Source organism: Paenibacillus spiritus (assembly GCF_008710135.1).
In the GTDB taxonomy this organism is placed as follows: domain Bacteria; phylum Bacillota; class Bacilli; order Paenibacillales; family Paenibacillaceae; genus Paenibacillus_AQ; species Paenibacillus_AQ glufosinatiresistens.
The window spans coordinates 25,213-49,428 of the sequence record NZ_VYKK01000003.1 but is presented as its reverse complement, the minus strand read 5'-3'; the positions used below and the strand labels follow the sequence as shown (position 1 = coordinate 49,428).

General features: G+C 59.8%; 18 protein-coding genes. 7 read left to right on the top strand and 11 right to left on the bottom strand.

Annotated elements, in window-relative coordinates:
* Nucleotides 1–2: 2 nt before the first annotated feature.
* Nucleotides 3–1,379: a spore germination protein gene (locus tag F4V43_RS01340; RefSeq protein WP_150456443.1), complete on the bottom strand. Its 1,377-nt coding sequence runs from the start codon at nt 1,377–1,379 to the stop codon at nt 3–5.
* A gap of 150 nt (nt 1,380–1,529) precedes the next feature.
* Between F4V43_RS01340 and F4V43_RS01335 the strand changes: the two genes are divergently transcribed.
* A complete protein-coding gene (locus F4V43_RS01335) occupies nt 1,530–3,077 on the top strand; it encodes an FAD-dependent oxidoreductase (RefSeq protein ID WP_150456442.1) in 1,548 nt (515 codons plus the stop codon).
* A 115-nt stretch (nt 3,078–3,192) separates the two neighbouring features.
* Here F4V43_RS01335 and F4V43_RS01330 read toward each other — a convergent pair whose 3' ends face one another.
* The 7 genes from F4V43_RS01330 to cidR all read right to left on the bottom strand — a co-directional run bounded on the left by F4V43_RS01330 (nt 3,193) and on the right by cidR (nt 11,586).
* Nucleotides 3,193–3,393, bottom strand: a complete 201-nt coding sequence (locus tag F4V43_RS01330) for an aspartyl-phosphate phosphatase Spo0E family protein (RefSeq protein ID WP_223879738.1) — start codon at nt 3,391–3,393, stop codon at nt 3,193–3,195.
* 168 nt (nt 3,394–3,561) lie between these two features.
* Complete coding sequence (locus F4V43_RS01325; protein ID WP_150456441.1) at nt 3,562–5,793, bottom strand: MMPL family transporter; 2,232 nt, start codon at nt 5,791–5,793, stop codon at nt 3,562–3,564.
* A gap of 196 nt (nt 5,794–5,989) precedes the next feature.
* Nucleotides 5,990–7,882: an ABC transporter ATP-binding protein gene (locus tag F4V43_RS01320; protein ID WP_150456440.1), complete on the bottom strand. Its 1,893-nt coding sequence runs from the start codon at nt 7,880–7,882 to the stop codon at nt 5,990–5,992.
* Nucleotides 7,879–9,612 carry an ABC transporter ATP-binding protein gene (locus F4V43_RS01315; RefSeq protein WP_150456439.1) on the bottom strand — a complete coding sequence of 578 codons (1,734 nt, stop codon included), beginning with the start codon at nt 9,610–9,612 and terminating at the stop codon, nt 7,879–7,881. The genes F4V43_RS01320 and F4V43_RS01315 overlap by 4 nt, the downstream gene beginning before the upstream one ends.
* Nucleotides 9,605–10,039 (bottom strand): MarR family winged helix-turn-helix transcriptional regulator, encoded by a 435-nt coding sequence (locus F4V43_RS01310; protein WP_150456438.1) that lies wholly within the window; start codon nt 10,037–10,039, stop codon nt 9,605–9,607. The genes F4V43_RS01315 and F4V43_RS01310 overlap by 8 nt, the downstream gene beginning before the upstream one ends.
* Before the next feature lie 346 nt (nt 10,040–10,385).
* On the bottom strand, nt 10,386–10,586 hold the full coding sequence (locus F4V43_RS01305; protein ID WP_150456437.1) for an aspartyl-phosphate phosphatase Spo0E family protein: 201 nt from the start codon (nt 10,584–10,586) through the stop codon (nt 10,386–10,388).
* 106 nt (nt 10,587–10,692) lie between these two features.
* Nucleotides 10,693–11,586, bottom strand: coding sequence for a cidABC operon transcriptional activator CidR (cidR, locus tag F4V43_RS01300; protein WP_150456436.1), 894 nt, complete (start codon nt 11,584–11,586; stop codon nt 10,693–10,695).
* 110 nt (nt 11,587–11,696) lie between these two features.
* On the opposite strand from cidR, the gene F4V43_RS01295 reads away from it, so the two are divergent.
* The 3 genes from F4V43_RS01295 to F4V43_RS01285 all read left to right on the top strand — a co-directional run bounded on the left by F4V43_RS01295 (nt 11,697) and on the right by F4V43_RS01285 (nt 13,374).
* Nucleotides 11,697–12,068 carry a CidA/LrgA family holin-like protein gene (locus F4V43_RS01295; RefSeq protein ID WP_150456435.1) on the top strand — a complete coding sequence of 124 codons (372 nt, stop codon included), beginning with the start codon at nt 11,697–11,699 and terminating at the stop codon, nt 12,066–12,068.
* Nucleotides 12,065–12,748 carry a CidB/LrgB family autolysis modulator gene (locus F4V43_RS01290; RefSeq protein WP_191089424.1) on the top strand — a complete coding sequence of 228 codons (684 nt, stop codon included), beginning with the start codon at nt 12,065–12,067 and terminating at the stop codon, nt 12,746–12,748. The genes F4V43_RS01295 and F4V43_RS01290 overlap by 4 nt, the downstream gene beginning before the upstream one ends.
* Before the next feature lie 173 nt (nt 12,749–12,921).
* Nucleotides 12,922–13,374, top strand: a complete 453-nt coding sequence (locus tag F4V43_RS01285; RefSeq protein WP_150456434.1) for a hypothetical protein — start codon at nt 12,922–12,924, stop codon at nt 13,372–13,374.
* Nucleotides 13,375–14,086: 712 nt separating this feature from the next.
* Here F4V43_RS01285 and F4V43_RS01280 read toward each other — a convergent pair.
* The gene (locus F4V43_RS01280; RefSeq protein ID WP_150456433.1) at nt 14,087–15,055 is read right to left on the bottom strand and encodes a Gfo/Idh/MocA family protein; all 969 of its coding nucleotides are present in this window, start codon (nt 15,053–15,055) and stop codon (nt 14,087–14,089) included.
* An 85-nt stretch (nt 15,056–15,140) separates the two neighbouring features.
* Complete coding sequence (locus F4V43_RS01275) at nt 15,141–17,609, bottom strand: helicase C-terminal domain-containing protein (RefSeq protein ID WP_150456432.1); 2,469 nt, start codon at nt 17,607–17,609, stop codon at nt 15,141–15,143.
* A gap of 105 nt (nt 17,610–17,714) precedes the next feature.
* On the opposite strand from F4V43_RS01275, the gene F4V43_RS01270 reads away from it, so the two are divergent.
* Nucleotides 17,715–19,589 (top strand): LTA synthase family protein, encoded by a 1,875-nt coding sequence (locus tag F4V43_RS01270; RefSeq protein ID WP_150456464.1) that lies wholly within the window; start codon nt 17,715–17,717, stop codon nt 19,587–19,589.
* Between the two features lie 165 nt (nt 19,590–19,754).
* On the opposite strand, the gene F4V43_RS01265 is transcribed toward F4V43_RS01270, so the two are convergent.
* A complete protein-coding gene (locus tag F4V43_RS01265; protein WP_150456431.1) occupies nt 19,755–20,186 on the bottom strand; it encodes a MarR family winged helix-turn-helix transcriptional regulator in 432 nt (143 codons plus the stop codon).
* A gap of 236 nt (nt 20,187–20,422) precedes the next feature.
* On the opposite strand from F4V43_RS01265, the gene F4V43_RS01260 reads away from it, so the two are divergent.
* Together F4V43_RS01260 and F4V43_RS01255 are read left to right on the top strand one after the other, a co-directional pair.
* The gene (locus tag F4V43_RS01260; RefSeq protein ID WP_150456430.1) at nt 20,423–22,123 is read left to right on the top strand and encodes a methyl-accepting chemotaxis protein; all 1,701 of its coding nucleotides are present in this window, start codon (nt 20,423–20,425) and stop codon (nt 22,121–22,123) included.
* A 105-nt stretch (nt 22,124–22,228) separates the two neighbouring features.
* Nucleotides 22,229–24,157 (top strand): copper amine oxidase N-terminal domain-containing protein, encoded by a 1,929-nt coding sequence (locus tag F4V43_RS01255; protein WP_150456429.1) that lies wholly within the window; start codon nt 22,229–22,231, stop codon nt 24,155–24,157.
* The last annotated feature ends 59 nt before the right edge of the window (nt 24,158–24,216 follow it).

Here is a 24,216-nt window from a genome sequence, read left to right as displayed (position 1 = left end):
GTTCATCCTCCTCTTGCGCGCTTGAACGTCCGCCGGATATTCCGGATCAGATACAGCCGCATATACGGCTTGCCAAAGCTGCGGAGATGGCTCATGTACATCACCATGCCAACCAGTCCCATGACCAGGCCTACCATGCCGAACATTGCGCACAACGCCAGGAAGAAATATTTCAGGACCCGGACGGTGAAGCTCATCATATTGAGCGGAATCATGAAATTCGAAATGGCGACGGCCGAGACCAGAATAATCATGATATTGCCGACCAGTCCCGCCGCCGTGGCCGCCTGTCCGAGAATCAGACCGCCGACGGTTGTGGCCGCCGGCCCGATCGCCTTGGGAAGCCGCAAGCTCGCTTCTACAAGAAACTCCATCATGAGCAGCATCAGCAGCACCTCCACAAAGGCCGGATACGGGACGGTTGCGCGGCTTCCGGCAATCAGAAGCGCGATCTGGATACGGACGATCTCGGGATTGTAGGAGGTGAACGCCACATAGAGCGCAGGAAGCCATAAGGTAATCGCTACGCCGATATAGCGGAGCAGGCGCAGGAAGAGCCCCACCACGGGCATCTGGTATTTGTCGTCCATGGCGGTCAGGAAATCATTGCTCGTCGAGGGCAGAAGAATACCGTAGCCGGTCGTATCGAGCAGAATGACAATCTTGCCTTCCGACAAGCCCAGCACCAGCCGGTCGGGACGCTCCGATACCACTAGAAGCGGGAAGATCCGCAGCGGGTCTTCGCTCAGCAGCCGTTCCAGTTCCCCTGCCGCCTGCAGCACTTCCACCTTGCCTTCCTTGATTCCGTCCAGCCTCCGCTTCAGTTCGGCGAGCACTGTCTGGTCCACCCGGCTCTCATCGTACAGGATCGCCGTCTTGGTCTGCGACAGACTCCCGAGAATGACGGTCTCCAGCTTGAGGTGGGCCGATTGGTAGCGGCGGCGGATGAGATTCAGATTGACCTCCAGCGCTTCGGTCAGGCTGTCCGACGGTCCCTGAACGATGCTCTCGTCCGAGGTCTCTTCGACAGGGCTAACCTGAGCTTTGAGCGCGTCCACCAGCGTGACGCGCCCCTCCTCTGTCTGGATTAGTAAATAACCCCGAAGCAGCAGCGCAAGCGCCTCCTGGGTATTGGCGGCCTCCTGACGGCCGGGACAGCCCTCCAAATATTTGGCGTAAGCTTCTCCCCCGCCAAGCTCATAGAAGGGAGCGACCAACCGGCCCGAGACGAACGCGGGATCGCAGAGACTGCGGATATACAGGATAAACGCCCGGCTCTCTTTATGATGAAGGGTCTGCTGCTCCAGGTCGGCGAAGCCGGCCAAGGCTTGCAAGAGTTCAGGCACATTCAGATCGGACGGCTGCGCCGATTCGGTCATCAGAAGCTCCCTCCCTTTCCAGTCTCTTCTTAGATTGGCGCGAAGCAGCCCGTTTCATGCGCCGAAGCGCTCATGCCGCCGCCAAGAATCCAGGTTTCTTTTTGCAGGCGGGTGGTAATAAATGAAAGGAAGAAGCGAGGAGGATGAACGATGAACCCTACGGATTACTGGCCCGAAAGCCTGCCGCAGTACCCGTCTTCAATCTGGAGAGAGACGACGGAGATTCCTGCCTTTCCCCGGCTGACAGAGGATCACCGGACCGAGGTCGCCATTGTCGGCGGCGGCATCACCGGCATCACGGCAGCCTATCTGCTTGCGGAAGCCGGCCTGAAGGTCACCCTGCTGGAAGGCAGCGAGCTGTTCAGCGGAACCACCGGATTCACGACCGCCAAGATCACAGCCCAGCACGGTCTGATCTATGAGGAGCTGATCTCCCATTTCGGCGAGGAGAAGGCTCGTCAGTATTACGATTCCAATACCGAAGCCATGAAATGGATCATCGACACCGCCGAACGTCTCGGCGCGGAATGCGGCTTGGTTCGGGAGTCGGCCTGGCTCTACGCCGATCAGGGAGACGACAAGACGCTCAAGAAGCTGGAGAAGGAGTTCGAGGCTTACCGCAAGCTCGGCCTTCCCGGCGAATGGAGAGATTCGATCGACCTGCCCCTGCTGGCCGGCGGCGCTATCGTTCTCCCCGACCAAGCCCGCTTCCATCCGCTCCAGTATTTGAAGGCGCTGCTTCAGGCCTTTCTGGACAAGGGCGGCAAGGTCTACGAACATACGATGATCGGAGAGAAGGTAGAGAAGGGGGACGATCTGATCCTTTTCACCGAGAAGGGGGATCACCGGATTATTTGCCGGCACGCAATTTCGGCGAGCCATTTCCCCTTCTATGACGGCGGTTCCCTGTATTTCGCGCGCCTTCACGCCGAGCGCTCCTATGCGCTTGCGATAGAGCCGGAGACGGACTATGTCGGCGGCATGTACCTCGGGGCCGGTGAGCCGACGCGCTCCTTCCGCGCGGTGGAGTGGGAAGGCAAGAAGCTCGTCATTGTCGGCGGCGACAACCACAAGACCGGCCAGGGCATCTGCACCATCGGGCATTATGAGAACCTGGAGTTGTTCGCCGGTTCGACGCTCGGCATCCGTTCCGTTCCGTACCGCTGGTCGGCCCAGGACCTGGTCACGGTAGACAAAGTGCCTTATATCGGCAAAATGGACGACGACGCCAACATCTACGTCGCAACCGGCTTCGCCAAATGGGGAATGACGAACGGCACGCTTGCCGCCCGAATGATCGCCCAGCAGATTCTGGGGGAGAAGAGCCCATACGCGGAGCTGTACGATCCGTCGCGGATCAAGGCCAATCCCGGAATCAAGAACCTGATTAAGGAGAACGCCAACGTAGCCAAGGAGCTGGTCGCCGGCAAAATCGGATTCGCCCACGCGAAGGTCGATGAGCTGGAGCCCGGCGAAGGCGCCGTTGTCCGCCACGACGGCAAACGGGTCGGCGCTTACAAGGACCCGGAAGGCGGGCTTCATCTGGTAGACCGCACCTGTACCCATATGGGCTGCGAATGCGAATGGAACGCCGCCGAGCGCTCGTGGGACTGCCCGTGCCACGGGTCCCGCTTCTCGTATACCGGCGAAGTCCTGGAAGGACCGGCTACCCAGCCGCTGAAGCAGGTGGAGCCTTAAGAAGGCGCACCGGGGCGCACTTCCCCATATAACGCACAGCGCGGCCGCCCGCTTCCCGAAAGGGAAGCCTGGCGGCCGCGCTGTTGCTTGGGGCAGCTCTATATGGGTCTGTCGGTTATCTTCTGCAGAGGCGCTGGAAGCCGCCGTTCCCCTGCCGGTGCTGCGGGGCGCCGGGTCCCAGCCCGAGATGGCGGTTCAACAGCTCGTCCAGTTCCTGCGATTTCTCGAGCACGCGCAAATCCTTGAGCCCATACTGCAGCGCAAGCTTGCCCATTTCCGCCCGTTCCTCCTCGATTTGTTCGATCAGCTCTCTCACAAGAGCCCTCCCATCCGTTGGTTTTTTCTTTTGAGAATTATCATACCATAAGGAGTTAGGATACTCCTGTGAACTTTGTAAAAAATCGCATGTCGCCCGGAGACCGGGGACATGCGATTCTCCCGTTAAGCTCCTGCCTTCGGCCCGGCAGGACGAATCCGGCTGCGCTCAGCGGACCGGCGCAGGCTTCTCTTCCTTCACTTCCATATGTCTGCCCGGCCAGAAGGCCCAGCGGCCCAGCAGCACGGTCAGCGCCGGAACCAGGAACGGCCGTACGATGAACGTGTCGAGCAGAACGCCCAGAGCAGTGACGAGCCCGAATTGTACGAGCACCTGAATCGGCAGCGTCGCCAGGACGGCGAAGGTGCCGGCCAGAATCAGACCGGCGGAGGTAATGACCGAGCCCGTCTCGCTGACGCCCTCGGCGATGGCCCGGCGCAGCGGCATCGTCTTGCGCTTCTTCCAGATGCCCGAGACCATGAAGATGTTGTAATCTTCTCCAAGCGCGACCAGGAAGACGAACGCGTACAGCGGAATGGAGCCCTGAATGGCATCCGCCCCCATCAGATGATGCAGAATCAGCCAGCCGAGTCCGAGAGCGGCGAAGAAGGACAGAATGACCGTCCCCACTAGGTACAGCGTTGCCGTAACCGAGCGCAGGTACACCAGAAGCAGCAGCGCGATCAGGCCGATGACGACCGGAATAATCAGATCGCTGTCCCGGTTCTGCACATCCCGGTTATCGACCTGCGTTGCCGTCTGTCCGGCGATATGCACCTTGTTCTCCGGCTCTGCGGCTCCGGCGTCCCGAAGCGCCTGCTCCACCGATTCCCGAAGCTCGGGAATGTGGCGCATCGCTTCGCGCGAATACGGGTTCTCCCGGAACTGCACGTCATAAGACAGGATCTCCGGGTGAACGGCGCCCTTCTGCGCGTCCGACACCTCAGCCACATAGGACAGGCCCGCGAGCAGCGTCTTCAGGTCTTCCGCCTTGGCCCCGGTTCCGGCCGTATCGACCAGAACGCTGGCCGGCGCCAGCTCGCCCGGCGAGAACTTGTCGCCGATCTGCGTGAAGCCCTGCCGGGACTCCATATCTTTCGGGAAAGAGGACAGCAGATCGAACGTATACGAAATGCCCGAGGAGAAGGCGGCCAATATGCCGAGCAGCACCAGCGTTACGGCAACAATCGTCTTCGGCCGCGAGACGACGAGGCGGCCCACGGCCCCCTTGGTCCGGCGCTCCTTGCGTACAGGGACCGGCTTGCCTTTCTCCTTGGCGCGTTCTTCCTCCATCTCCGGCGTACGCGGAATGAAGGGGAAGAACGAGACGCGGCCGAAGATCGCCAGCAGCGCGGGCACCAGCGTCAGGCTGGCAAGCCCCATCACGAAGATGGCAAGCGCGAACGGCGCCGCGAAGCGGTGGTACGAGCCGTATTCCGCCAGCAGCAGCGTCAGCAGCGCGACGACGACGGTGAACCCGCTCATGGCGATGGCGCCTGCGGAGCCGCTGATGGCTCCCAGCAGCGCCTTCAGGACGCCGCGCTCTTCCTTCAGCAGTTGACGGAAGCGGGCGATCAGGAACAGACAGTAGTCGGTTCCTGCGCCGAACAGCAGCACCGTCATAATTGAGACGGCCTGGGAATCGACAGTGATCCATCCCTCCTTCGCCATCAGTCCGACCAGCGGACCGGTAACGCCGTAAGCGAAGCCGACGGCGATCAGCGGAATGAGCGCCAGAATCGGCGAGCGGTAGATCAGCAGCAGCAGCACCAGGACGAGAAGAACGGTCGCGATCAGCAGCGAGACGTCCGCATCCTTGAACAAGCCGGTCGCATCAATCGAGATGCCTACCGGTCCCGTAACGCGCAGCGAGAGCTCGCTGCCGCTTGCGGAGGCGGCCGACGGGTCGCCCCCCGTCTCCTGCCGGATCAGCGCCTTCAGCTTCTTGACGCTCTCTCCGAGCTGGTCGCTGTCCGCCGTCCGGTCGAACAGCACCGGCGTGACCAGCGTACTGCCGTCCTTGGAGGCCGAGCCCGCCAGCGCCTGCGGCGGCACCTGGCCGAGCGGCGGCACGAATTGCTGGTGCGCCAGCGGTTCCTTGGCCAGCTTGGCATAGACCGCGGCAATGGCGGCATAATCCTTGTCGTTCAGACTGCCGTCGCGGTGCCAGACGAGCAGCGCGGGCACGCCGTTGCCTCCGGGGAATTCCTTCTCGATGATCCGGTCGGCCACGACCGAAGGCGAATTCTCCGGCAGATTGGACGCATTGTTCTTGACCTGGGAATTAACCGAAGGCCAGACCATGTTAAGCACCGCGACCAGCGCTACCCAGACGAGCAGCGTCACCCATTTCGAGCGGGGTCCCGCTATCCATTTACCATATCCCGACAATGAGCTCATCCTCTCTATACGTTGGATTGCTTATTCATTCTGAACTTAATGACCCGCGGGTCACAGTTGCTACTCTATCATATAAAGTTTGGCGCGATGAAGCAAACGCGGCACGCAAAAAAAACCGGCCATCCGCTCTGCGGACTGCCGGTTGAAGATCTCTTGCCTGAACCTGTGCTTCGCCGGTCCGCCCTTAGGGCCAGACTCAGCCCGCTTCGGGCTCCGCGTCTTCGGAGAACTGGCTGTTGTACAGGTCGGCATAGAAGCCTCCCTGCTCCAGCAGCTCGGTATGCGTCCCCTTCTCGATGACCGTTCCCTTGTTCATGACGAGAATCAGATCGGCGTCGCGAATGGTGGACAGCCGGTGGGCGATGACGAAGCTGGTCCGTCCCTGCATGAGCGCGTTCATCGCCTTCTGGATCTGCACCTCCGTCCGGGTATCCACACTGCTCGTCGCCTCATCCAGAATCAGAATCGACGGATCGGCCAGAATGGCCCGGGCGATGGTCAGCAGCTGCTTCTGGCCCTGCGAGATATTGGACGCTTCCTCGTTCAGCACCGTGTCATAGCCTTGGGGGAGAGTACGGATGAAGTGGTCGGCATGGGCGGCCTTGGCGGCCCGCACCACATCGGCTTCGGATGCGCCCTCCCGCCCGTAGGCGATATTGTCGCGGATCGTTCCGTTGAACAGCCAGGTGTCCTGAAGCACCATGCCGAATCTTGAACGGAGATCGGCGCGGGTCATAGCTGTAATATCGACGCCGTCGATCAGAATCTGCCCGCCGCTGATTTCGTAGAAGCGCATCAGCAGATTGATGAGCGTCGTCTTCCCTGCGCCGGTCGGGCCGACGATGGCAATCGTCTGTCCGGGCTTGACGTCGATGTTCATATCCTCGATCAGCAGTTCGCCCGGCTTGTAGCCGAACTGCACATGGCGGAATTCCACCGCGCCCTCTTCGCCCGCAGGCGTAAGCGAACGCTTGGTCTGCGGAGCTTCCGGCACTTCTTCCTCTTCATCCAGCAGCTCGAATACGCGCTCCGCGGAGGCGATCGTCGACTGGATGATATTCGCAATGTTCGCCACCTGTGTAATCGGCATGGTGAACTGGCGCGAATACTGGATGAAGGCCTGGATATCGCCGACATCAATCATTTTCTTCGTGACAAAGATCCCGCCGACGACGCAGACCAGCATATAGCCCAGATTGCCGATGAAGTTCATGAGCGGCATGATAATGCCGGAGATGAACTGGGCCCGCCAGCCGGAGCTGTACAGATCCTCATTGATGCTGTCAAATTCGCGCAGCGACTGGGGCTCCCGGCCGAACGCCTTGACGATCCGGTGGCCGGTGTACATCTCCTCGACATGACCGTTCAATTCGCCGAGGGATTTCTGCTGGTTCATGAAGTAGCCCTGCGAACGCTTCGTAATCAGCATAATCACAATCAGACTGAGCGGCAGCGTCACAATCGTAATCAGGGTCAGCCATGGACTGATGGTCAGCATCATGATAATGACGCCGATCAGGGTGACGACAGACGTAATCAGCTGGGTCATGCTCTGCTGCAAAGTTGTGCTGATATTATCGACATCGTTGGTGGCCCGGCTCAGGATCTCCCCGTGGGTCCGGGAATCAAAATACTTCAGCGGCAGACGCTCCAGCTTGGCGTTGATCTGCTCGCGCATATCATAGACGACCCGTTGGGCGACGCCGGCCATCACATACTGCTGCACATAGGTGAACAGCGAACTCAAGAGATACAACGCGCCCAGAAGCAGCAGAATATCATTGATGTAGCCAAAATCCACTCCGGCTCCCGGCACTTTATGATAAATGCCCATGAAGCCTTCATACAGCTTGGTCGTCGCTTTGCCCATAATCTTCGGGCTGAAAATACTGAACACGGTGCTCAGTACCGCAAATAACAGAACCAGCAGGAGCTGCATCCGCTTCGGACGCAGATAACGGAGCAGGCGGCGAAGCGTGCCCTTGAAATCCTTGGCCTTCTGGGCCGGCATCCGCATGCCACCATGCGGTCCCCCGGGCCCGTGAGGGCGCATGCCCGAAGGACGGGAACCCGATTTATGCTCACTCATGCGATCTCCTCCTCTGACAACTGCGAAGATACAATTTCCCGGTACACATCGCTGTTCTCCAGCAGTTCCCGGTGGGTGCCCATACCGGCAATCCGTCCTTCATCCAGGACGATAATGCGGTCGGCGTCCATAACGGTGCTGACGCGCTGGGCGACAATCAGCACGGTGGCTTCGGTCGTCTCGTCCTTGAGCGCCGCCCGCAGCTTGGCGTCCGTCTTGAAGTCGAGCGCGGAGAAGCTGTCGTCGAACAGATAGATTTCCGGCTTGCGGACCAGCGCACGGGCAATGGAGAGCCGCTGCTTCTGGCCCCCGGAGATATTGCCGCCGCCCTGGGCGATCTCCGAGTCGAACCCGTCCTTCATCGCCGAGACAAAATCGAGCGCCTGGGCGATCTCCGCCGCATGGCGGATCTCCTCGTCGGTCGCATCCTCCTTGCCGTACCGGATGTTCTCGCTGACCGTGCCGCTGAACAGCACGGCTTTCTGCGGCACATATCCGATCTTCAGGCGGAGCTCCTCCTGGGTCATCTCGCGGACATCGACGCCGTTCACTTTCACTCTTCCTTCGACGGCGTCATAGAACCGCGGGATCAGGCTCAGCAGCGTCGACTTGCCCGAGCCCGTGCCGCCGATGATGGCGGTAACTTCGCCGGGAGCCGCCGAGAAGCTGATATCCGACAAGGCAGGCTGCTCGGCTCCCGGATACGAGAACGTGACGTTCTCGAATTCCACGTACCCGCTAAGCCGGCCGGCCCGCTCTCCGGCCGGAGACGCCGGGTCTTCAATCTCCGGCTGCATCTCCATCACCTCATTGATCCGCTGGGCGGAGGCGGAAGCGCGAGGAATCAGAACGAACATCATGGAGACCATAATGAGCGAGAACATAATCTGCATGGCGTACTGGATGAAAGCCATCAGCGACCCCACGTTGAGGTTGCCCGCATCAATGCGCTGGCTGCCGATGTACAGAATGGCCAGCATCGAGAAGTTCATAATGAACATCATCATCGGCATCAGAAGCGCCATAATCTTGTTGACCCGGATGGCCGTTGCCGTCAGGTCGCCGTTCGCGGCGCTGAAACGCTCGTTCTCGTGGCGCGAACGGTTGAAGGAGCGGATGACCCGCATACCGGTCAGATGCTCCCGCAGCACCAGGTTCAGCTTATCCAGCTTGATCTGGATCGCCTTGAACAGCGGCAGTCCCTTCGAGCCGACGAAGGCGATGGCGCCCACAAGCAGCGGAACCACCACCACGAAGATCAGCGAGAGCATCGCATCCTCATACACCGCCATGATGATCCCGCCGATCATCATCATCGGCGCTCCGATCATCATCCGCAGGATCATGGTCAGCACGGTCTGCACCTGTGTAATATCGTTGGTTGTCCGCGTAATAAGGGACGCGGTGCCCAGCTTGTCGAACTCATGCAGTGTGAAATTCTCCACATGATTGAACATGCGGGAGCGGGTGTCCCGGCCGAAGCCGGCCGCCACCTTCGCCGACAGGAAGCTCGCTGCAATCGAGCAGACGGCCCCGATGCCGGCTACCAGCAGCATGAAGCCGCCGACCCGCCAGATATAATCCCGGTTATCCCGGACAATGCCCTTGTTGACGATATCGGACATCAGCGTCGGCAGGTATAAATCGCCGAGGGATTGCAGGAATACAAAAGTCAGGATAGCCGCGACCGAAAGCCGGTACGGCTTCAAATGTTTGAACAGTTTAACCATGGTTCTCATCTCCGTCCCTGGAAATCGACTCCGGACTGAAGTCATTGGTACTGACGAATTCATGCATCTTCAGCAGCAGCTCGGCCAGCCTGTTGCTGTCTTCCTCCCCCAGATACTCGACGAGCCGGTTCAAATGCTCCATCCGCCGCCTGCCGATTCGGCAGGCCGTCTTCCGTCCCTGCTCGGTCAAGTTGATCCGGACAATCCGGCGGTCGGCAGGGTCTGCCTGGCGCATGACCATAAGTTTCTCCTCCAGGCCGTTAACAAGTTGGGTAACGGTCGGCGGCGTGAGCCCGAGCAGCCGGCTGACCTCGGATACCTTCAGCCCGGTCTCGGCCAATTCGGCGTGCTGCGCAAGGCAGACCATCAGCTTCGCCTCGCTCGGCTTGTGGCCGTCGGACATCTTCTGCCAGTGGAACCGGTTCATCGTCCGAAAGGCTTCAATTAATTTATGGTTCGTCTGCTCCCGCTTCTCATCTATCCCAATGACAAGACCTCCCCTTTCCTTCGGCCATCTAATTAGGTTACTAAATATTTATACAATGAATTTATTAGGCTACCTAATTATATTTTCGGCCCAAAGTCATGTCAAATAATGAAAGCGTTATCCTTTTTGAAAATTTTGCGGCCCTCCAGCGGCCGTTTCTCCCGGGCAGACGTCGCTGTTCCCGCGAAAATGGCTCATCGAAATACACCGAAATAGCCGTTCCCATGGGGAACGGCTGCGGGTTGAGCGCTATGAAGCTTGCCCTGCGGGACAAGCAGAATGGATTTCAATTGATGCGGGTCTGGGTCTTCCGGTTGCGCAATCCTTCCATCATACGCGTCTGGGCCATTACAATATAGCGGTCCAGCCGCTCACTAAGCTCAACCACCGCGCGGTCGCTCAGGCTGCGGGAGCGCGCCACCTCCAGCAGCTCGCCCCTCAAGCTCTCAATCTTCAGATTCAGCTCGTCGTCTCTCTCTGGAAGCATGGAATCACCTCTTTTACATGGCCTTTCATCCTATCATAACCGATGATACTAAAAAACAAAATTTGCAAAAAAAGAAAAATATGACGTTCTAAACGGCTTTGGCGTCTTATCGGTAGCGTTCCTCCAGCAGCGTGCGCGTGAAGGCCACCCACTCTCTGGCCGCGAAGGAGAGCTGCCGTCCCCGCCGCCAGATCATGCCAAGCTGCCAGGGAATAACCGGCTCCGTTAGCCGGATGACCGCGATCCGGCTCCGGTCGAGGTCGCGGGCGATTGTCTCCGGAAGCAGCGCAATCCCGAGACCGGCCGCCACCATGCGGGCGATCAGATCCCACTGCGAGCTCTCGTAGACCACCTTGGGCTGGAACCCGGCACGCACGCATTCGGTAATAATGAGATCATGCAGCGCAAAATCCTCCCGGAACAGAATGAACTCTTCCTCCGCCAGCTCCGCCAGACGCACGCCTTCCCTTCCTGCAAGCTTGTGGCCCGCCGGGACCAGCAGCTCCAGACTTTCTTCAATAAAGGAGAAGACATGGAACCGCTCCTCGCTGACCGGCAGCACCACGACTCCGATGTCCAGCAGCCCCGTCTCCACATCATTCTCCACCTTGCGCGCGCCGTCTTCATGCAGCCGGATCGACACCTGCGGATACTTGCGGTGGAACAGCCCGATGACCTCGGGAAAAAAATGGGCTCCGACCATCGGCGGCAGCCCGATCCGGATGTGGCCCTGCTTGAGCTGGCGCAGATCGTCCAGCTCGGAGGAGAGACTCTGGAACGACTCGACGATATTCTGCGCCTTCGGCAGCAGAATTTCGCCGGCGTCGGTCAGCCGGATGCTTTTGCCTTCCCGGTGGAACAGGTCCGTTCCCAGCTCGTCTTCAATGTGACGGATCATCTTGCTGATGGTCGGCTGTGTAATATACAATGACTCGGCCGCTCTGGAGAAGCTCCCGAGCCGGGCCGCTTCCACGAAGTATTGAAGCTGACGAATTTCCATAGAACCTCCTATATAGACACGACGAATATCAATCATTCGTTATATTCATTTTACCTATGTAAGAAACGGATGTAAAATTTCAATATAAATGAAAGGAGCGGGATTTCAAGATGAAGAAAATTGCGAAGGGCATGCTGCAGGTCTTCGGCCTGACCCTCTTCTCCCTGCTCATGAATCATTTCTCCGGCTGGCTGCATCTTCCGATACCGGGAAGCATCGTCGGCATGGCTCTTCTCTTTGCGCTTCTGGAGCTTGGCGTGGTCCGGCTGAACTGGGTTGAGCTCGGCGCTTCCTGGCTGCTGGCCGAACTGCTGCTGTTCTTTATTCCATCCGCCATCGGCGTCATGAATTACAGCGCGCTGCTGGAGAGCGACGGTCTGCAGGTGCTGGCGGTTGTGCTGGGAGGCACCTTTGTCGTCATGGCCTGCTCGGGTCTTCTGACGGGTCTCATCTACAAAGCAAAGGAGCGTCGAACCTTATGATTCTGGGCCTGCTGCTTATGGCGCTTACCGTAGCCGTCTATCTGCTCGCCAAGCGGATCTACGGCGCCAAGAAGAAGATGTATCTCTCCCCCCTGATTGTGACTCCGCTTCTCATCATCGCCTTTCTGCTGATGACAGGCGTGTCCTATGACAGCTACAATGCGGGCGGGCAATGGCTGACGGATCTGCTTCAACCGGCTACCGTTGCTTTTGCGATTCCCTTGCATAAGAACTTCAAGGTACTCAAGAAGCATGCGGCCGAAATTGCGGCCGGCGTGCTGTCGGGTTCGGTAACGGCGGTGATCTCCTCCGTCCTGCTCGCCAAATGGCTGCATCTCAGCAGCGACCTGGCGACCAGCCTCGTTCCCCGGTCGGTCACTACCCCGATCGCTATGAGCATCTCGCAGTCCATCGGCGGCGTTCCGAGCATAACAGCGGTCTTCGTTATTCTGACCGGCGTTCTCGGAACGCTGATGGGACCGTCGGTTCTTCGCCTTTTCCGCATTGACAACGAAGTGGCGCGCGGGGTATCGCTGGGGACCGCGGCGCACGGGACCGGCACGTCCAAGGCTTTTGAGCTGAGCTCGCTGACCGGTACCATCTCCAGTATTTCCATGATTCTGACGGCGCTGTTCACGCTCGGCGTGGCTCCCGCGCTGCTCTCGATCTTCCTCCGCTAGGCCGCCCCCGGCTTGGGCCGCATGCCCGCCTCCGCATCCGATTGGATGCGGGAGGCGGGTTTTTTTGTACAGATTCAGACTCCCCCTCCCAGTAAATAGTTGAAATTACCATCGGCTGCGGTATAATCGCTACAAGGTTATCCATAATTCTATCCCGCAGGGAGGCGAATCCGATGAAGCCGTATAGAAGAGCAGCGGTACTGCTCGCCGTCTTAACCGTCGCCGGTTCCACTTCCGCCGATCCGAACGGTTCTCTTCCCTTATCGGCCTCTGCGGCTCCGGGTTCCGGCAGCCTTCCTTCCACTCCACGTGCAGACAACCGTCCTCAAGCCCTGTCCGGCCAGCAGATGAGCTATGCGTTTAATGGAACCTCCGCTATGCCGGAATGGAGAGCCAGGATTAATAACACCTCTGTGTATGATTACAAAGTGACGATCACCAAAGGAAGTCCTACGGGGCCATCCTCTTGGTCAGGCACGATTCCCAAGGGACAATCCTATAATATCTGGTCTGAATATGCCTATCCTGCCGATACCTACTATGTCAATCTGACCTGCGGAAGCGGCGCCATGTCGGGGAGCGTAGCCGCTCGCGTCGCTTCTACCCACGCCGAAGTCCTTCCCTAGTTCTCTGCGGCTGATACGAGAAATCCCCCGGGCTTCCCGCCCGGGGGATTTCTCTTCTTGTCTTGGATACGGCTTCATGGGCTTGGAGCGCAACCGTCCTTTCTGAGGGGTACGCAGGCAGGCGTCCCTCTTCGCCCGAAAGCGGACCCGGATGACCTTATTTGCTCCAAAAACACGTATATTGCGGATGAGCGGACCCAAATGACCTTATCCCCTCCTTGTCTGCCCGATTGCAAGGGGTTAATGCCCCAATAAGGTCTCTGGTGTCCGCCAGGTCAGCCATAACGGCGCTTCAGGGAAGAATAGCGTCTCCTCGGTCCGCTGCAGTACGTAAGCCGGCTGTAACTATTCGAGATAAAAGGGTTCAAATAAAGGGGCGTCAGCCAGCCCGTACAGGTCTGCCGCCATTCTAACAGCGGTCGGCATCATCGACCCCTTCTTCTATCGCCTTATTCCTCCACACTCTCGCGAATAAATAAACACAGAACACAACAAATATAAGGGGCTTCCCGGGCGCGCTACACGAGTAACGGCCCGGCGAACGGGCGGCGGCTAGCACCCGAGTAACGGCCCGGCGAACAGGCCCGGCCAGCACCCGGATACCCGGATACCGAACCGGCTGCGGCCCGAATACTTGCCCTATTACCGACCCGGCGAGCGGGCGCGGCTATCGCCCGGCCACAGGCTGCCCCTGTCCTGCCCCTGCCTCCGCCTACAGCTTGACCGGCTTGCCGGACCGGGCCGACTCATAGGCGGCGCAGGTGACCTTCAGCGTCCGGTAGCCGTCCGCATAATCGCTGCGGATGCGCGAGCGGTCGCCGGTCCGCACCGCATAGAGGAAGGCTTCGCTCTCCTCCACATACGGATTCCCGGCGGAAGGCGTCTCGGACGTGCCGCCCTCCCGTTTCTCGAGCAGCCGGTTCGGGTTCCAGTCGAGCAGTCCGCCCTCGTTGTAGAAGCTCAGCCCCACCCGGCTGACCTCGCTCGGCAGCACGCAGGTGTTGGAGATATTGGCGACCGCGCCGCTCTCCAGCTTCAGCGAGACGGTGCCGACGTCATGGACGCTGACGTTCTCCCGCTTCTCCTGCATGAACCGGCTGCCGTATACAGCGTACACTTCCGTGACTTCACCGGCCAGATAGCGGACCAGATCGACGATGTGCGTCGTCTGCTCGGTGAACTGGCCGCCGGAGCGGCTCTGGTCGCGCCACCACGGCGCGCCGGGCATCGCGCCCATCCATTCGCCGACAATCATGCCGATCCGGTCTTCGGCCAGCCTCGCCTTCAGCCGCTGCACATTGTCCTGGTAGCGGAAATGATAGCCGACCGAGGTCAGCAGCCCGGTCTCCCTGATATCGTACAGCAGACTGGCCGGAATCTCCGTCGTCACGCCAAGCGGCTTCTCCACGAAGAAGGGGATGCCCCGGCGGATCAGAGCCCGTTCAACCGCTCCGTGGGCATCCGGCGGCACGCAGATGTAGACGGCGTCCAGCTTCTCCGCCCCCAGCATCTCCAGCGGATCTCCATAGCCCCGCGCTCCGTAAGCGGCCGCCATCTCCTCGCCTTTCTCCCGGCTGCTTCCGCAGACCGCGGCCAGCCGCACGTCCGCCATCCCTGCCAGCAGGTCGGCGTGCATCTTCGCGAACCAGCCTGTCCCTACCATTCCGATATTCAGCGTCATCTTCTGTTCCTCCGCTTCTTCTAGAATGTCCAGCTTCTGTTCCTGTAAGCGTTCCCTGCCCAAGTTTCATAACCAGTATACTTGCTCAGCGCACCACCCGGTAGCCTCTCCACTCCCGGGGCAACAGGTCCGCATACGGCTGGCGCAGGAACCGGTCGTCCGCCAGCACGATAACGCCGGTATCGGATTCCCCCCGGATCAGCCGTCCGCCCGCCTGAAGCACCTTGGTCATCCCCGGATACACGTAAGCATAGTCGAAGCCGTTCTTGCCCTGTTCGTCAAAAAACCGCCGCAGCAGCTCCCGCTCCAGCCCCACCTGCGGCAGTCCGACCCCGACAACCATAACGCCGCTGAGGCGGTCGCCCGGCAGGTCCACCCCCTCGGCGAACACGCCGCCGAGCACCGCGAAGCCGAGCAGCCCCTCGCGGCTGCCGGGCTGAAACGCCGCCAGAAAGGCTTCGCGGGCGGCCTCATCCATGCCTCCGGCCTGCACCAGGGTCCTCACGTCCGGGGCCAGCTCCGCGAACCGCTCGTATACGCGGTTCAGGTAGGCGTAGGACGGGAAGAACACCAGCCGGTTGGCCGGCGTTTCGGTCAGCGCCGCCAGCGCCCGCGCCAGGCGCTCCACCGAGCCTTCCCGGTCCCGGTAGCGGGTGGAGACCGGAAGAATGGACACGCTCCATTGCTCGGGCGAGAACGGCGAGGGAACGACCAGACTGTAGTCGTTCTCCCCGGCGCCCAGCATGTCCCGGTAATAGGCGAGCGGCGAGAGCGTCGCCGAGAAATGAATCCGGCTGCGGAAGCCCTTCGCCGCCTGGGCGAGCAGATGCGACGGGTCCAGGTTGAACAGCTTCAGCCGCACATCCCCGCGCAGCACTTCGGCGTAAGTGAGATACCGCTCGTCGTAGGTCCGCAGCGTCCGCAGCATCGCCTGGGCGGCAAAATACGCCTCCAGCAGCGGGTCCTCCGCTTCGGCCTCTGCCGCTCCTTCCGGAGCGCCGGGGTCCGCGGGACCGGCCTCCGGGACCGGCCCGAACAGCAGCGGCAGCTCCGCTCCGGCAGCTCCGGGGGAACCCCCGGCCGGCGACGGCCGGCCCGCCGCGCGGGCCAGCTCTGCTTCCGCGGCCTCCGCGAAGCGCTCCAGCAGGCCGGGAAGCTCCGCCGGCGGCTCCTTCCAGACGCCTCCCTCCGCCTCGGCTGCGCCCGTGCCGGGCACTCCCGAACCGCGGCCGCCCGCAGCCGTGGCCTCTTCGCCGTCCGCCGCCGCGCAGGCCTTGCGCAGCTGGACGAAGAAGGCGTTGACGGCCTTCGCCGCTGCCGCCAGGCGGCGGTCGGCCGCCCTGTACCGCCGGGAGATGGCCAGGAACGGCGCCTTCGTCAGCTGCGCCGAGTACATCTCCCGGCCCCGGTCGACCAGATTATGGGCTTCGTCGATCAGAAGCACCGTCTCCTTGCGGCGTTCGTCCGCGAGCCGCTTGAAGCCGATCCGCGGATCGAATACATAGTTGTAGTCGCAGATGACGGCATCGCAGGCATAGCTCACATCCAGCGACAGCTCGAACGGGCAGAGCCGATGCTTCCGGGCATACGCCTCGATGACCGAACGGTCCATCAGCGTCTCCGATCCGAGCAGGTCCATTAGCCCTTCGCCCAGCCGGTCGTAGTAGCCTTCCGCGAACGGGCAGGACTCCCCGGTACAGCCTTCTTCGCGGAAGCAGATTTTGTCCTTCGCGGTCAGCGTCACCGCATGCAGAACGAGGCCGCCCGCGGCAAGCCGGGCAAGCGCCTCCTGCGCGGCGAAGCGGGTCACCGTCTTGGCCGTTAGATACAGGAAGGCGCGCGCCCGGCCTTCGCCGATGGCCTTGACGGCCGGAAAGAGCGCGGACATCGTCTTGCCGATGCCCGTCGGCGCCTGCGCGAACAGGTTAACCCGTTCGCTCACAGACGTATAGACCGCGCCCGAGAGATGCCGCTGGCCCGGCCGGTAGGCGGAGAAGGGGAACGCCAGCTGCCGGGCGCTCTCCCGCATCGCCGCCTCATGCCGCAGCAGGAGCTCGGCATAGGGCGCGTACCGCTCGGCCGTCTCGGCCGCGAACGCCTCCAGTGCCGCCCTGGTCTCGGTGCGTTCGAAGCTGCGCCGCTCCCCGGTCGCGGTGTCCACATAAGTCAGCCGGACGCCGATGTCCGGCAGCTCCCGTTCCAGCACCGCCATATAGGCATACAGGAGCGCCTGGGCCCAGTGGACCTTCTTCCCTTCCGCCGGGAGCTCAGGCTCGGAGGAGGATTTGATCTCCTCGACGGTCAATGCCCCGTCCTCTCCCGCCAGCAGGCCGTCGCACCGGCCCTCCACGGCCAGAATCAGGCTGCCGACCGCAATCTCCGTCTTCAAAAACACTTCCTTCCGGTCCAATTCCCCGTACTCGCGCTGCACGGCCTGATGAATGCGCGTGCCCTCCGCCAGCGCCGATGCGCTGTGGAATCCGAAGCCAAGGCCGCCGCTCCGGTACACATGCTCGACCAGCGCCCGGACCGACAGGGCTACCCGGTTATTCATTCCACTCTCTTCCTTCCTGCCGCCGGGCCGCTGCGGCTTTGACAATCCCCTGTCCACGGTTGCATAATGGTCTGTGTATGTTGGGGAATTCTGCCCTTTATCATCATGAAAGAAGGCGAAGCCGTGTCATCCTCTGTAATCAAGCGGTGGCTCTCAAAGCCGTTTGTGTTCTTCACCTTGATTATGCTGCTCAAATGCCTGCTGGCCTGGGGCGTTATCTTTGATCATCCGCTGTCCTGGCAGGCGATTCTGACCGAACTCCCATTTGCCTGGGTGTTGTTCTCCCTGATTGAAGGCCTGGCGTCGAGGCGCAAGTTCGGCTATTATTTGACCGTCAATCTGGTGATGACGGGCATTTATTTTGCCGCCATTATGTACTACAAGTATTTCGGCGTTATCGTCACTTACCATGCGGCGGAACAGATGAACCAGGTCACCGAGGTCAAGAGCAGCGTCTTCTCGCTCATGGACCCGTACTACCTGCTCGTATTCGTCGATGTCATCGTGCTCGGCTACTACTTCCTTCTGAACAAGAAAGGCCGCAGCTACAAGAAAGAGCGGATCAACCGCCGCAGCAGCCGCCGGGTCTACACTGCCCTGCTCGTAGCCTCGCTTGCCGTCTGTCTCTTCAATATTCTGCCCAACAAGGCGAGCATGAACGAGATCAAGAAGGCGCAGGAGATGGGCATTCTTAATTATGAAGCTTACACGATCTTTGCTCAAGACAAACTCGATCCCGTCCCGGCCAGCCAGATTACCCAGGACGCCATCGACAAGACCAAGGGCATCCAGCATCCGGCCAATCCGTATCTCTTCGGCGCAGCCAAAGGCAAGAATCTCATTATCGTGCAGATGGAGTCGCTGCAGAATTTCCTGATCGGCCTGAAGATCGACGGCCAGGAGATTACGCCGCATCTGAACGCTTTTATGAAAGACAGCCTGTACTTCCCGAACTTCTATCAGATGGTGGGCCAGGGCAACACGTCGGACGCCGAATTCGTGTCCAATACCTCCCTCTATATTCCGCCAAAAGGGGCCGCCACCCAGATGTATGTCGACAAGGCTCTTCCGAGTCTGCCGCGCCTCCTGGGCGACGGCGGATACCAGACCGCGACCTTCCACGTGAACTCGGTCAAGTTCTGGAACCGGGGCGAACTCTACAGCGCGCTGGGCTGGCAGAAGTATTACGACCATTCGTTCTTCGGCGAAGAGGATTCCTTCTTCTTCGGCGCCTCGGACGAGGTGCTGTACCGCCGGACGACCGACGAGCTTCAGCAGATGAGCGCAACCGGGCGTCCCTTCTACGCCCAGATCATTTCCATGTCGGCGCACCACCCGTTCACCATCCCGGCGTCCAAGTACAAGATGAAGCTGCCGGAGCGCTATGAGGGCACGTTCGTGGGCGATTATGTCCGGGCCCAGAACTATGCCGATTATGCCTTCGGCCAGTTCGTGCAGGAGCTGAAAGACAAAGGACTGTGGGACAACAGCGTCATCATGGTCTACGGCGACCATATGGGACTGCCCATCTACTCGCTCGACAAAGACGACGAGAAGCTCATGAAGGAAATCTACGGCCACGAGTACGGCTACAGCAATATGCTGAATATTCCGTTGATCGTCCGTGTTCCCGGCGCCGAGCCGAAGACGCTGGGGCAGGTCGGCGGAGAAATTGACATTATGCCGACGGCTGCCAATCTGCTCGGCGTCTCCCTGGCGAATCACATTCATTTCGGCCAGGACCTGCTGAATCAGACCGTCAATCTGCTGCCCGAGCGGTACTATCTCCCGTCCGGCTCCTTCATTGCCACTTCCGGCATTCTGATCCCGGGCAACAGCTTCGCGGACAATACCCAGTATCCGCTGGCTGCGCATGACAAGCAGCCGGCCGCCACGGAGGATGAGTACAACCGGGCGCTCTACCTGCTCCGCATGTCCGACAGCTATGTGCAGCTGCTCCCGGATAAGAAGAAGAACTGACTTATCGCCTATCCCGTCTTCCAAAGAAAGACCGGGCGGCCAGGGATTCCCTGACCGCCCGGTCTTCTTATTTCGAGCCATTTCGAGCCTCTCTAGAACCGCCGCCTTGCCTGCTTCGCCGGGCGGACTATCGTTCTCCGGCGGCTGGCAGCAGCGCAGCAGGCTTTAGCGTTCCTGACGCTCGAGCATCCGGTAACAGGAAGCGAAGAGCTCCAGTTCTTCCGGCTTCAGAATCGCCAGCTGCTCGCTCAGCGTCGTCTGGAGCTGCTCCCGCCCCTCCCTCAGAACCTGCTCCCCCTTAGTCGTGATGTTCACCACAACAGCGCGCCGGTCATGCTCGTCCGGTTCGCGGGCGACCAGGCCGATGGCTTCCATCCGGTCGAGCATGACGGTTACCGCGCTCGACTTGACATCCATGCGCTCGGCCAATTGAACGACCCGCGCGCCCGGCCGCTTGGAGATCATGGTCAGCAGCGAGAATTGCGGGAAGGTAAGTCCCAGCTCCTTGGTCAATGACATGCCGGATATGATCCGTTTCTGCACTCTGAACATGGATAAGGCGATCTCTTCCACCAACTGGTCTTGCTCGAATGCCATTCTAGTTCACTCCCGTATCTTGTCGTACTCTTAGCGTATCATTTCGGGGTTGGGACATTCAATGGAAGATCGGGTCATTTTTAAAACTTCGGCAAAGTTGTGAATTTTAAATTGCCTGCTATTAAATTTTTTGCTTTTTGTCACCTATTCAACCGTTCTTATTAATGAACCGCTGTTTGAATTCCGATATAATGAGCATCGGCTTTTATAACTTGACGGATTGGGTTGGTGGAAGAATGAAACTGGCTACAAAATTAACGTGGATGATGCTGACTGTACTGCTGCTGGTCGGAGCCTCCATCGGCTTCTTCGGCTATCGCGCTGCCTATCATCAGATTGACGAAGCTGCCGGCATCGAGCTGGTCGGCTGCGCCAATATTACAACGGGATTACTGGACCCCGCTGTTGTCAGCGCCCTTGCGAACGGCGACAACAGCCAGCTGAGCGCGGTTCAGGATCGAATCGGCTGGGTAGTCGGGCACAAGCCGATCTTCAAGGAAGTGTTTATTCTGTCGCTGGACGGCAAGATCCTTGCCGCCGACAAGAACTTTCAGGCCCGCGGATACAAGGCAGGCGATTCGTTCTATTTTAACCAAGAAGACAAAGACATGATTACCAAGATGAAGCATTCCACCTATTCCAGTGTCTATACATACGACGGCGTCTCGCTGAAGACCGGCTACGGGCCCATCTACCAGGACCATGATCCGACTAAGCCGATTGTCGCGCTGATGGCGATCAACTTTGATGGCTCACTTGTGAAAGAGCGCACAATGGAGATTATTCTGAAGCCGTTCCTGATCGGCGCGGGTATTCTGGTCGCAGCCATTCTCGCCGCCTACCTGCTGATCCGCCGGATGGTTCATCCGCTGTCCCGGCTGTCGGCTTCCGTCAACCGGGTCGCAAGCGGCGATCTCTCGCATGATCCGCTGCTGCTTAGCAGCAAGGATGAGATCGGAACGCTTGCCCGGGATTTCAACGACATGACGCTCAGTCTGCGCAGCCTGATCACGGAGGTCAACGATACTTCCATGCAGGTAGCCTCCTCCTCCCAGGAGCTGTCGGCCAGCGCGCAGGAGACGAACCGCGCCGGCGAGCATACGGTCAACATTACGATGGACCTGGCCGAAGGCGCCCAGCTTCAGCTCAGCAATCTCGAGAGCAGCTATCGTTCCGTTCAGGAAGTGTCCCGCTTCATCGAAGAGATTGCCAAGAATACCGAAGAAGCGATGCAGTACGCTTCCCGGGGCACGGAGCAGGCCCGTTCCGGACGGGAGTCCATGGATTCGACGACCCGCCAGATGAAGGTTATGAGCGGCAGCATCGGCGATCTTGCCGGGATTATCGAGACGCTGTCCGGCCACTCCAGAGAGATTGAAGCCATTGTAGGCATTATCGCCGGCATTGCGGAAGAGACCAATCTCTTGTCGCTGAATGCGGCCATCGAAGCGGCCCGCGCTGGCGAGGAAGGCCGCGGCTTCGCCGTCGTCGCCCAATCCGTCCGCAAGCTGGCCGAGCGCTCGTCCCAATCCGCCGCCCAGATCGGCATGCTGCTCGGACAGATTCTGGAGCAGATGGAGCTGGCGGGCGATACGATGAACCGCTCCTCCCAGGAGATGGAGCAGGGAACGGAGATGGTCGCGGCAGCCGGCCGCTCCTTCGCCGACATCGAGACGTTCGTGAACGCCATGTCGGGGCAGAGCCGGGAGATCTCGGATACGGTCCGCCAGCTCTCCGGCATTGCCGAGGAACTGGTGACCTCCCTCCAGAGCGTTGTCAGCATTTCCAATCAGACCGCCGAGGGAGCGGAGAGCATGTCCGCTTCCTCCCAGCAGCAGCTCGCTGCCATGCAGGAAGTGGAGGCGTCGGCCGCCTTCCTCTCGTCGCTGGCCGACAAGCTGCAGAATCTCATCGAGAGATTCAAGGTGGAGCAATAACAAGCCGTCCCGGCCGGCAGGCATGCTGCATTCGCGCCTGCCGGTTTTGTTCTGCTTGGCTGTCCGGTTCACCTGCTTTAATTCCAACAAGGAGATGAGTGAGAAATGAAAGGGATCCAATGGGGGCTTGCGGCTGTAACGGCGCTGGTTATCGCATCGGGAGCCGGCAAAGCCCACGCCGCTTCCCAGACGGTCATTGACCATGGCTACCTGAACGAATACGGGGATGTCTTCCTGATGAGCGACGGATCGACCTGGGTGGAGAATCCTGACCAGAAGACCTACCGGCTGCTGGATTACAAACTGAAGGAGCTCGACGGGGACTATGGCCTGTCGGAGGACGGCCGTATTCTCAAGCTCGCGAACACGGATTATCTTCGCATGCTGCCCTCGCCGGTAGACGTCGTCTCTCTCTCGGGCCCATACGCGCTGAAGCAGGACGGCACCGTCTGGACGACGGACGGACAGCAGATGGCCGGTTACACCGACATCGTCCGGATCGCCAGCAATGACAGCCGCCTGCTCACGCTCAGCCGTACCGGCGAGCTGAAGAGCCGCAGCGACTCCGGCGTCTACACCATTGACCGTTTTGCCAGCCCGGACGATGTGGCTTCGATTGCAATCAACGATAACGGCACTGTGGCGGTATCACTAAAGTCGGGGCAGGCCCAATACTACGAATGGGACAAGACCCGTTATGTGCCCCGGGTCATCGCCGGAGACGCACGCAGCGTCTATTATCTCTGGGGCCCTCTGCTCGTTCTGAAGCAGGACGGCACCGTCGCGCCGCTCGAGCCCTCCATGCTGCATGAGAGCAGACTTGGCGAGTCCTATCCCGGTCTGTCGGGGGTAGCCAGTATTCAGGAGATTATTCAATCCGAGCTCCTTCTTGTCCGGCTGAATGACGGCAGCCTTGCGGTCTATGACACTTCCACCCATGAATTGTCCGCCGTCTCCATACCGAATCCGGTCTCGCTGGACGTGAAGGTTCAGAAGCCTGCGCTTACGGTCGGCCAGGAGACCGGTTTCTCCATCGCCGAGAGCTGGTCCAACGGCGCATCCCGGTGGGTGTCGAAGACCGAGGCTCATGTCAGCATCGATAAGCCCTACCTGCTCAAGCTTCAGGAAGACGGCACTCTCAAGGCGACGGGCGTCGGCGAAGCGTTGGTCACCGTCACATCCGGCGGACTGACCCAGACCGCATCCGTCGTCATTCAGTCCGATGCCGAGCTGCTGGGAGGCTCCCGGGAGAACGGCATGATGTTCCTGCCCATCCAGACTTTCTTTCAGAAGCTGGGCGGAGAGGTCAAGGCCTCTGCGGACGGCAAAAGCTTCACGGTCCAGCTCGGCGAACGCAGCTTTCAGTTCAAGGTGGGCAGCGCCATCGCTACCGTGGACGGACAGTCGGTCACCATGCCGGGGAAGGTCCATTTGGTCAGCAGTCTCGCCGTCTTCCCCGGCGATCTGCTGAAGAGTGAACTTGGAGCTTCCCTCTCCTGGAACGACAGCGTCAAGAAGATCAACGTCTCGTTCGGCCAGGCCAAGCAGGTCGTCCAGACGCAGGGCACTTACGAGGTGGCCAAGAAGAAAGCGATCGGCAGTCTGTCCAAATACATCGGCAAGGTGTATTGGTTCAATCGGTTCAGCAGTGATTGTCGGCTGCAAAAAACCACCATTAAGGATTTGGAGCCCGACTTCAAGGGACGGTTCGTTCTTATCTTCTCTTTTGCGGACGGAACGAAGGCCTGGAGCAATACCGCCTACTCGCCGACCGAGATTGCCCAGCTTCTGGCGAACAAGGACATGTTCTTCCCTTCCGACCCGAAGAAGATGTATTCGTTCACGCCCGAGATCTGGGAGAAAATCAAGAACAGTGTCATTTCAAAAGGCATGACGACTCAGCAGGTTCAAATCTCCTGGGGCGCCCCGGATTATACCGAGAAATACACCATCAGCGGCGTCCGGTACGATCTCTGGTATTACAACGATCACGTCGTCGGCTTCCTGAACGGAATCGTCAAATACCTCTATTAGTTCCTAGAATAACAGAAGCCCCCGGCTATCCGCCTGCGCGGAAGCCGGGGGCTTCTGTT

Excerpts from the sequence above, each read along its gene's own strand:
- F4V43_RS01315 (WP_150456439.1), bottom strand. The coding sequence starts at position 9,612 with ATGGTTAAACTGTTCAAACATTTGAAGCCGTACCGGCTTTCGGTCGCG.
- F4V43_RS01305 (WP_150456437.1), bottom strand. The coding sequence starts at position 10,586 with ATGCTTCCAGAGAGAGACGACGAGCTGAATCTGAAGATTGAGAGCTTG.
- cidR (WP_150456436.1), bottom strand. The coding sequence starts at position 11,586 with ATGGAAATTCGTCAGCTTCAATACTTCGTGGAAGCGGCCCGGCTCGGG.
- F4V43_RS01340 (WP_150456443.1), bottom strand. The coding sequence starts at position 1,379 with ATGACCGAATCGGCGCAGCCGTCCGATCTGAATGTGCCTGAACTCTTG.
- F4V43_RS01335 (WP_150456442.1), top strand. The coding sequence starts at position 1,530 with ATGAACCCTACGGATTACTGGCCCGAAAGCCTGCCGCAGTACCCGTCT.
- F4V43_RS01255 (WP_150456429.1), top strand. The coding sequence starts at position 22,229 with ATGAAAGGGATCCAATGGGGGCTTGCGGCTGTAACGGCGCTGGTTATC.
- F4V43_RS01265 (WP_150456431.1), bottom strand. The coding sequence starts at position 20,186 with ATGGCATTCGAGCAAGACCAGTTGGTGGAAGAGATCGCCTTATCCATG.
- F4V43_RS01280 (WP_150456433.1), bottom strand. The coding sequence starts at position 15,055 with ATGACGCTGAATATCGGAATGGTAGGGACAGGCTGGTTCGCGAAGATG.
- F4V43_RS01275 (WP_150456432.1), bottom strand. The coding sequence starts at position 17,609 with ATGAATAACCGGGTAGCCCTGTCGGTCCGGGCGCTGGTCGAGCATGTG.
- F4V43_RS01325 (WP_150456441.1), bottom strand. The coding sequence starts at position 5,793 with ATGAGCTCATTGTCGGGATATGGTAAATGGATAGCGGGACCCCGCTCG.
- F4V43_RS01320 (WP_150456440.1), bottom strand. The coding sequence starts at position 7,882 with ATGAGTGAGCATAAATCGGGTTCCCGTCCTTCGGGCATGCGCCCTCAC.
- F4V43_RS01260 (WP_150456430.1), top strand. The coding sequence starts at position 20,423 with ATGAAACTGGCTACAAAATTAACGTGGATGATGCTGACTGTACTGCTG.
- F4V43_RS01310 (WP_150456438.1), bottom strand. The coding sequence starts at position 10,039 with ATGAACCGGTTCCACTGGCAGAAGATGTCCGACGGCCACAAGCCGAGC.
- F4V43_RS01290 (WP_191089424.1), top strand. The coding sequence starts at position 12,065 with ATGATTCTGGGCCTGCTGCTTATGGCGCTTACCGTAGCCGTCTATCTG.
- F4V43_RS01270 (WP_150456464.1), top strand. The coding sequence starts at position 17,715 with ATGAAAGAAGGCGAAGCCGTGTCATCCTCTGTAATCAAGCGGTGGCTC.
- F4V43_RS01285 (WP_150456434.1), top strand. The coding sequence starts at position 12,922 with ATGAAGCCGTATAGAAGAGCAGCGGTACTGCTCGCCGTCTTAACCGTC.
- F4V43_RS01295 (WP_150456435.1), top strand. The coding sequence starts at position 11,697 with ATGAAGAAAATTGCGAAGGGCATGCTGCAGGTCTTCGGCCTGACCCTC.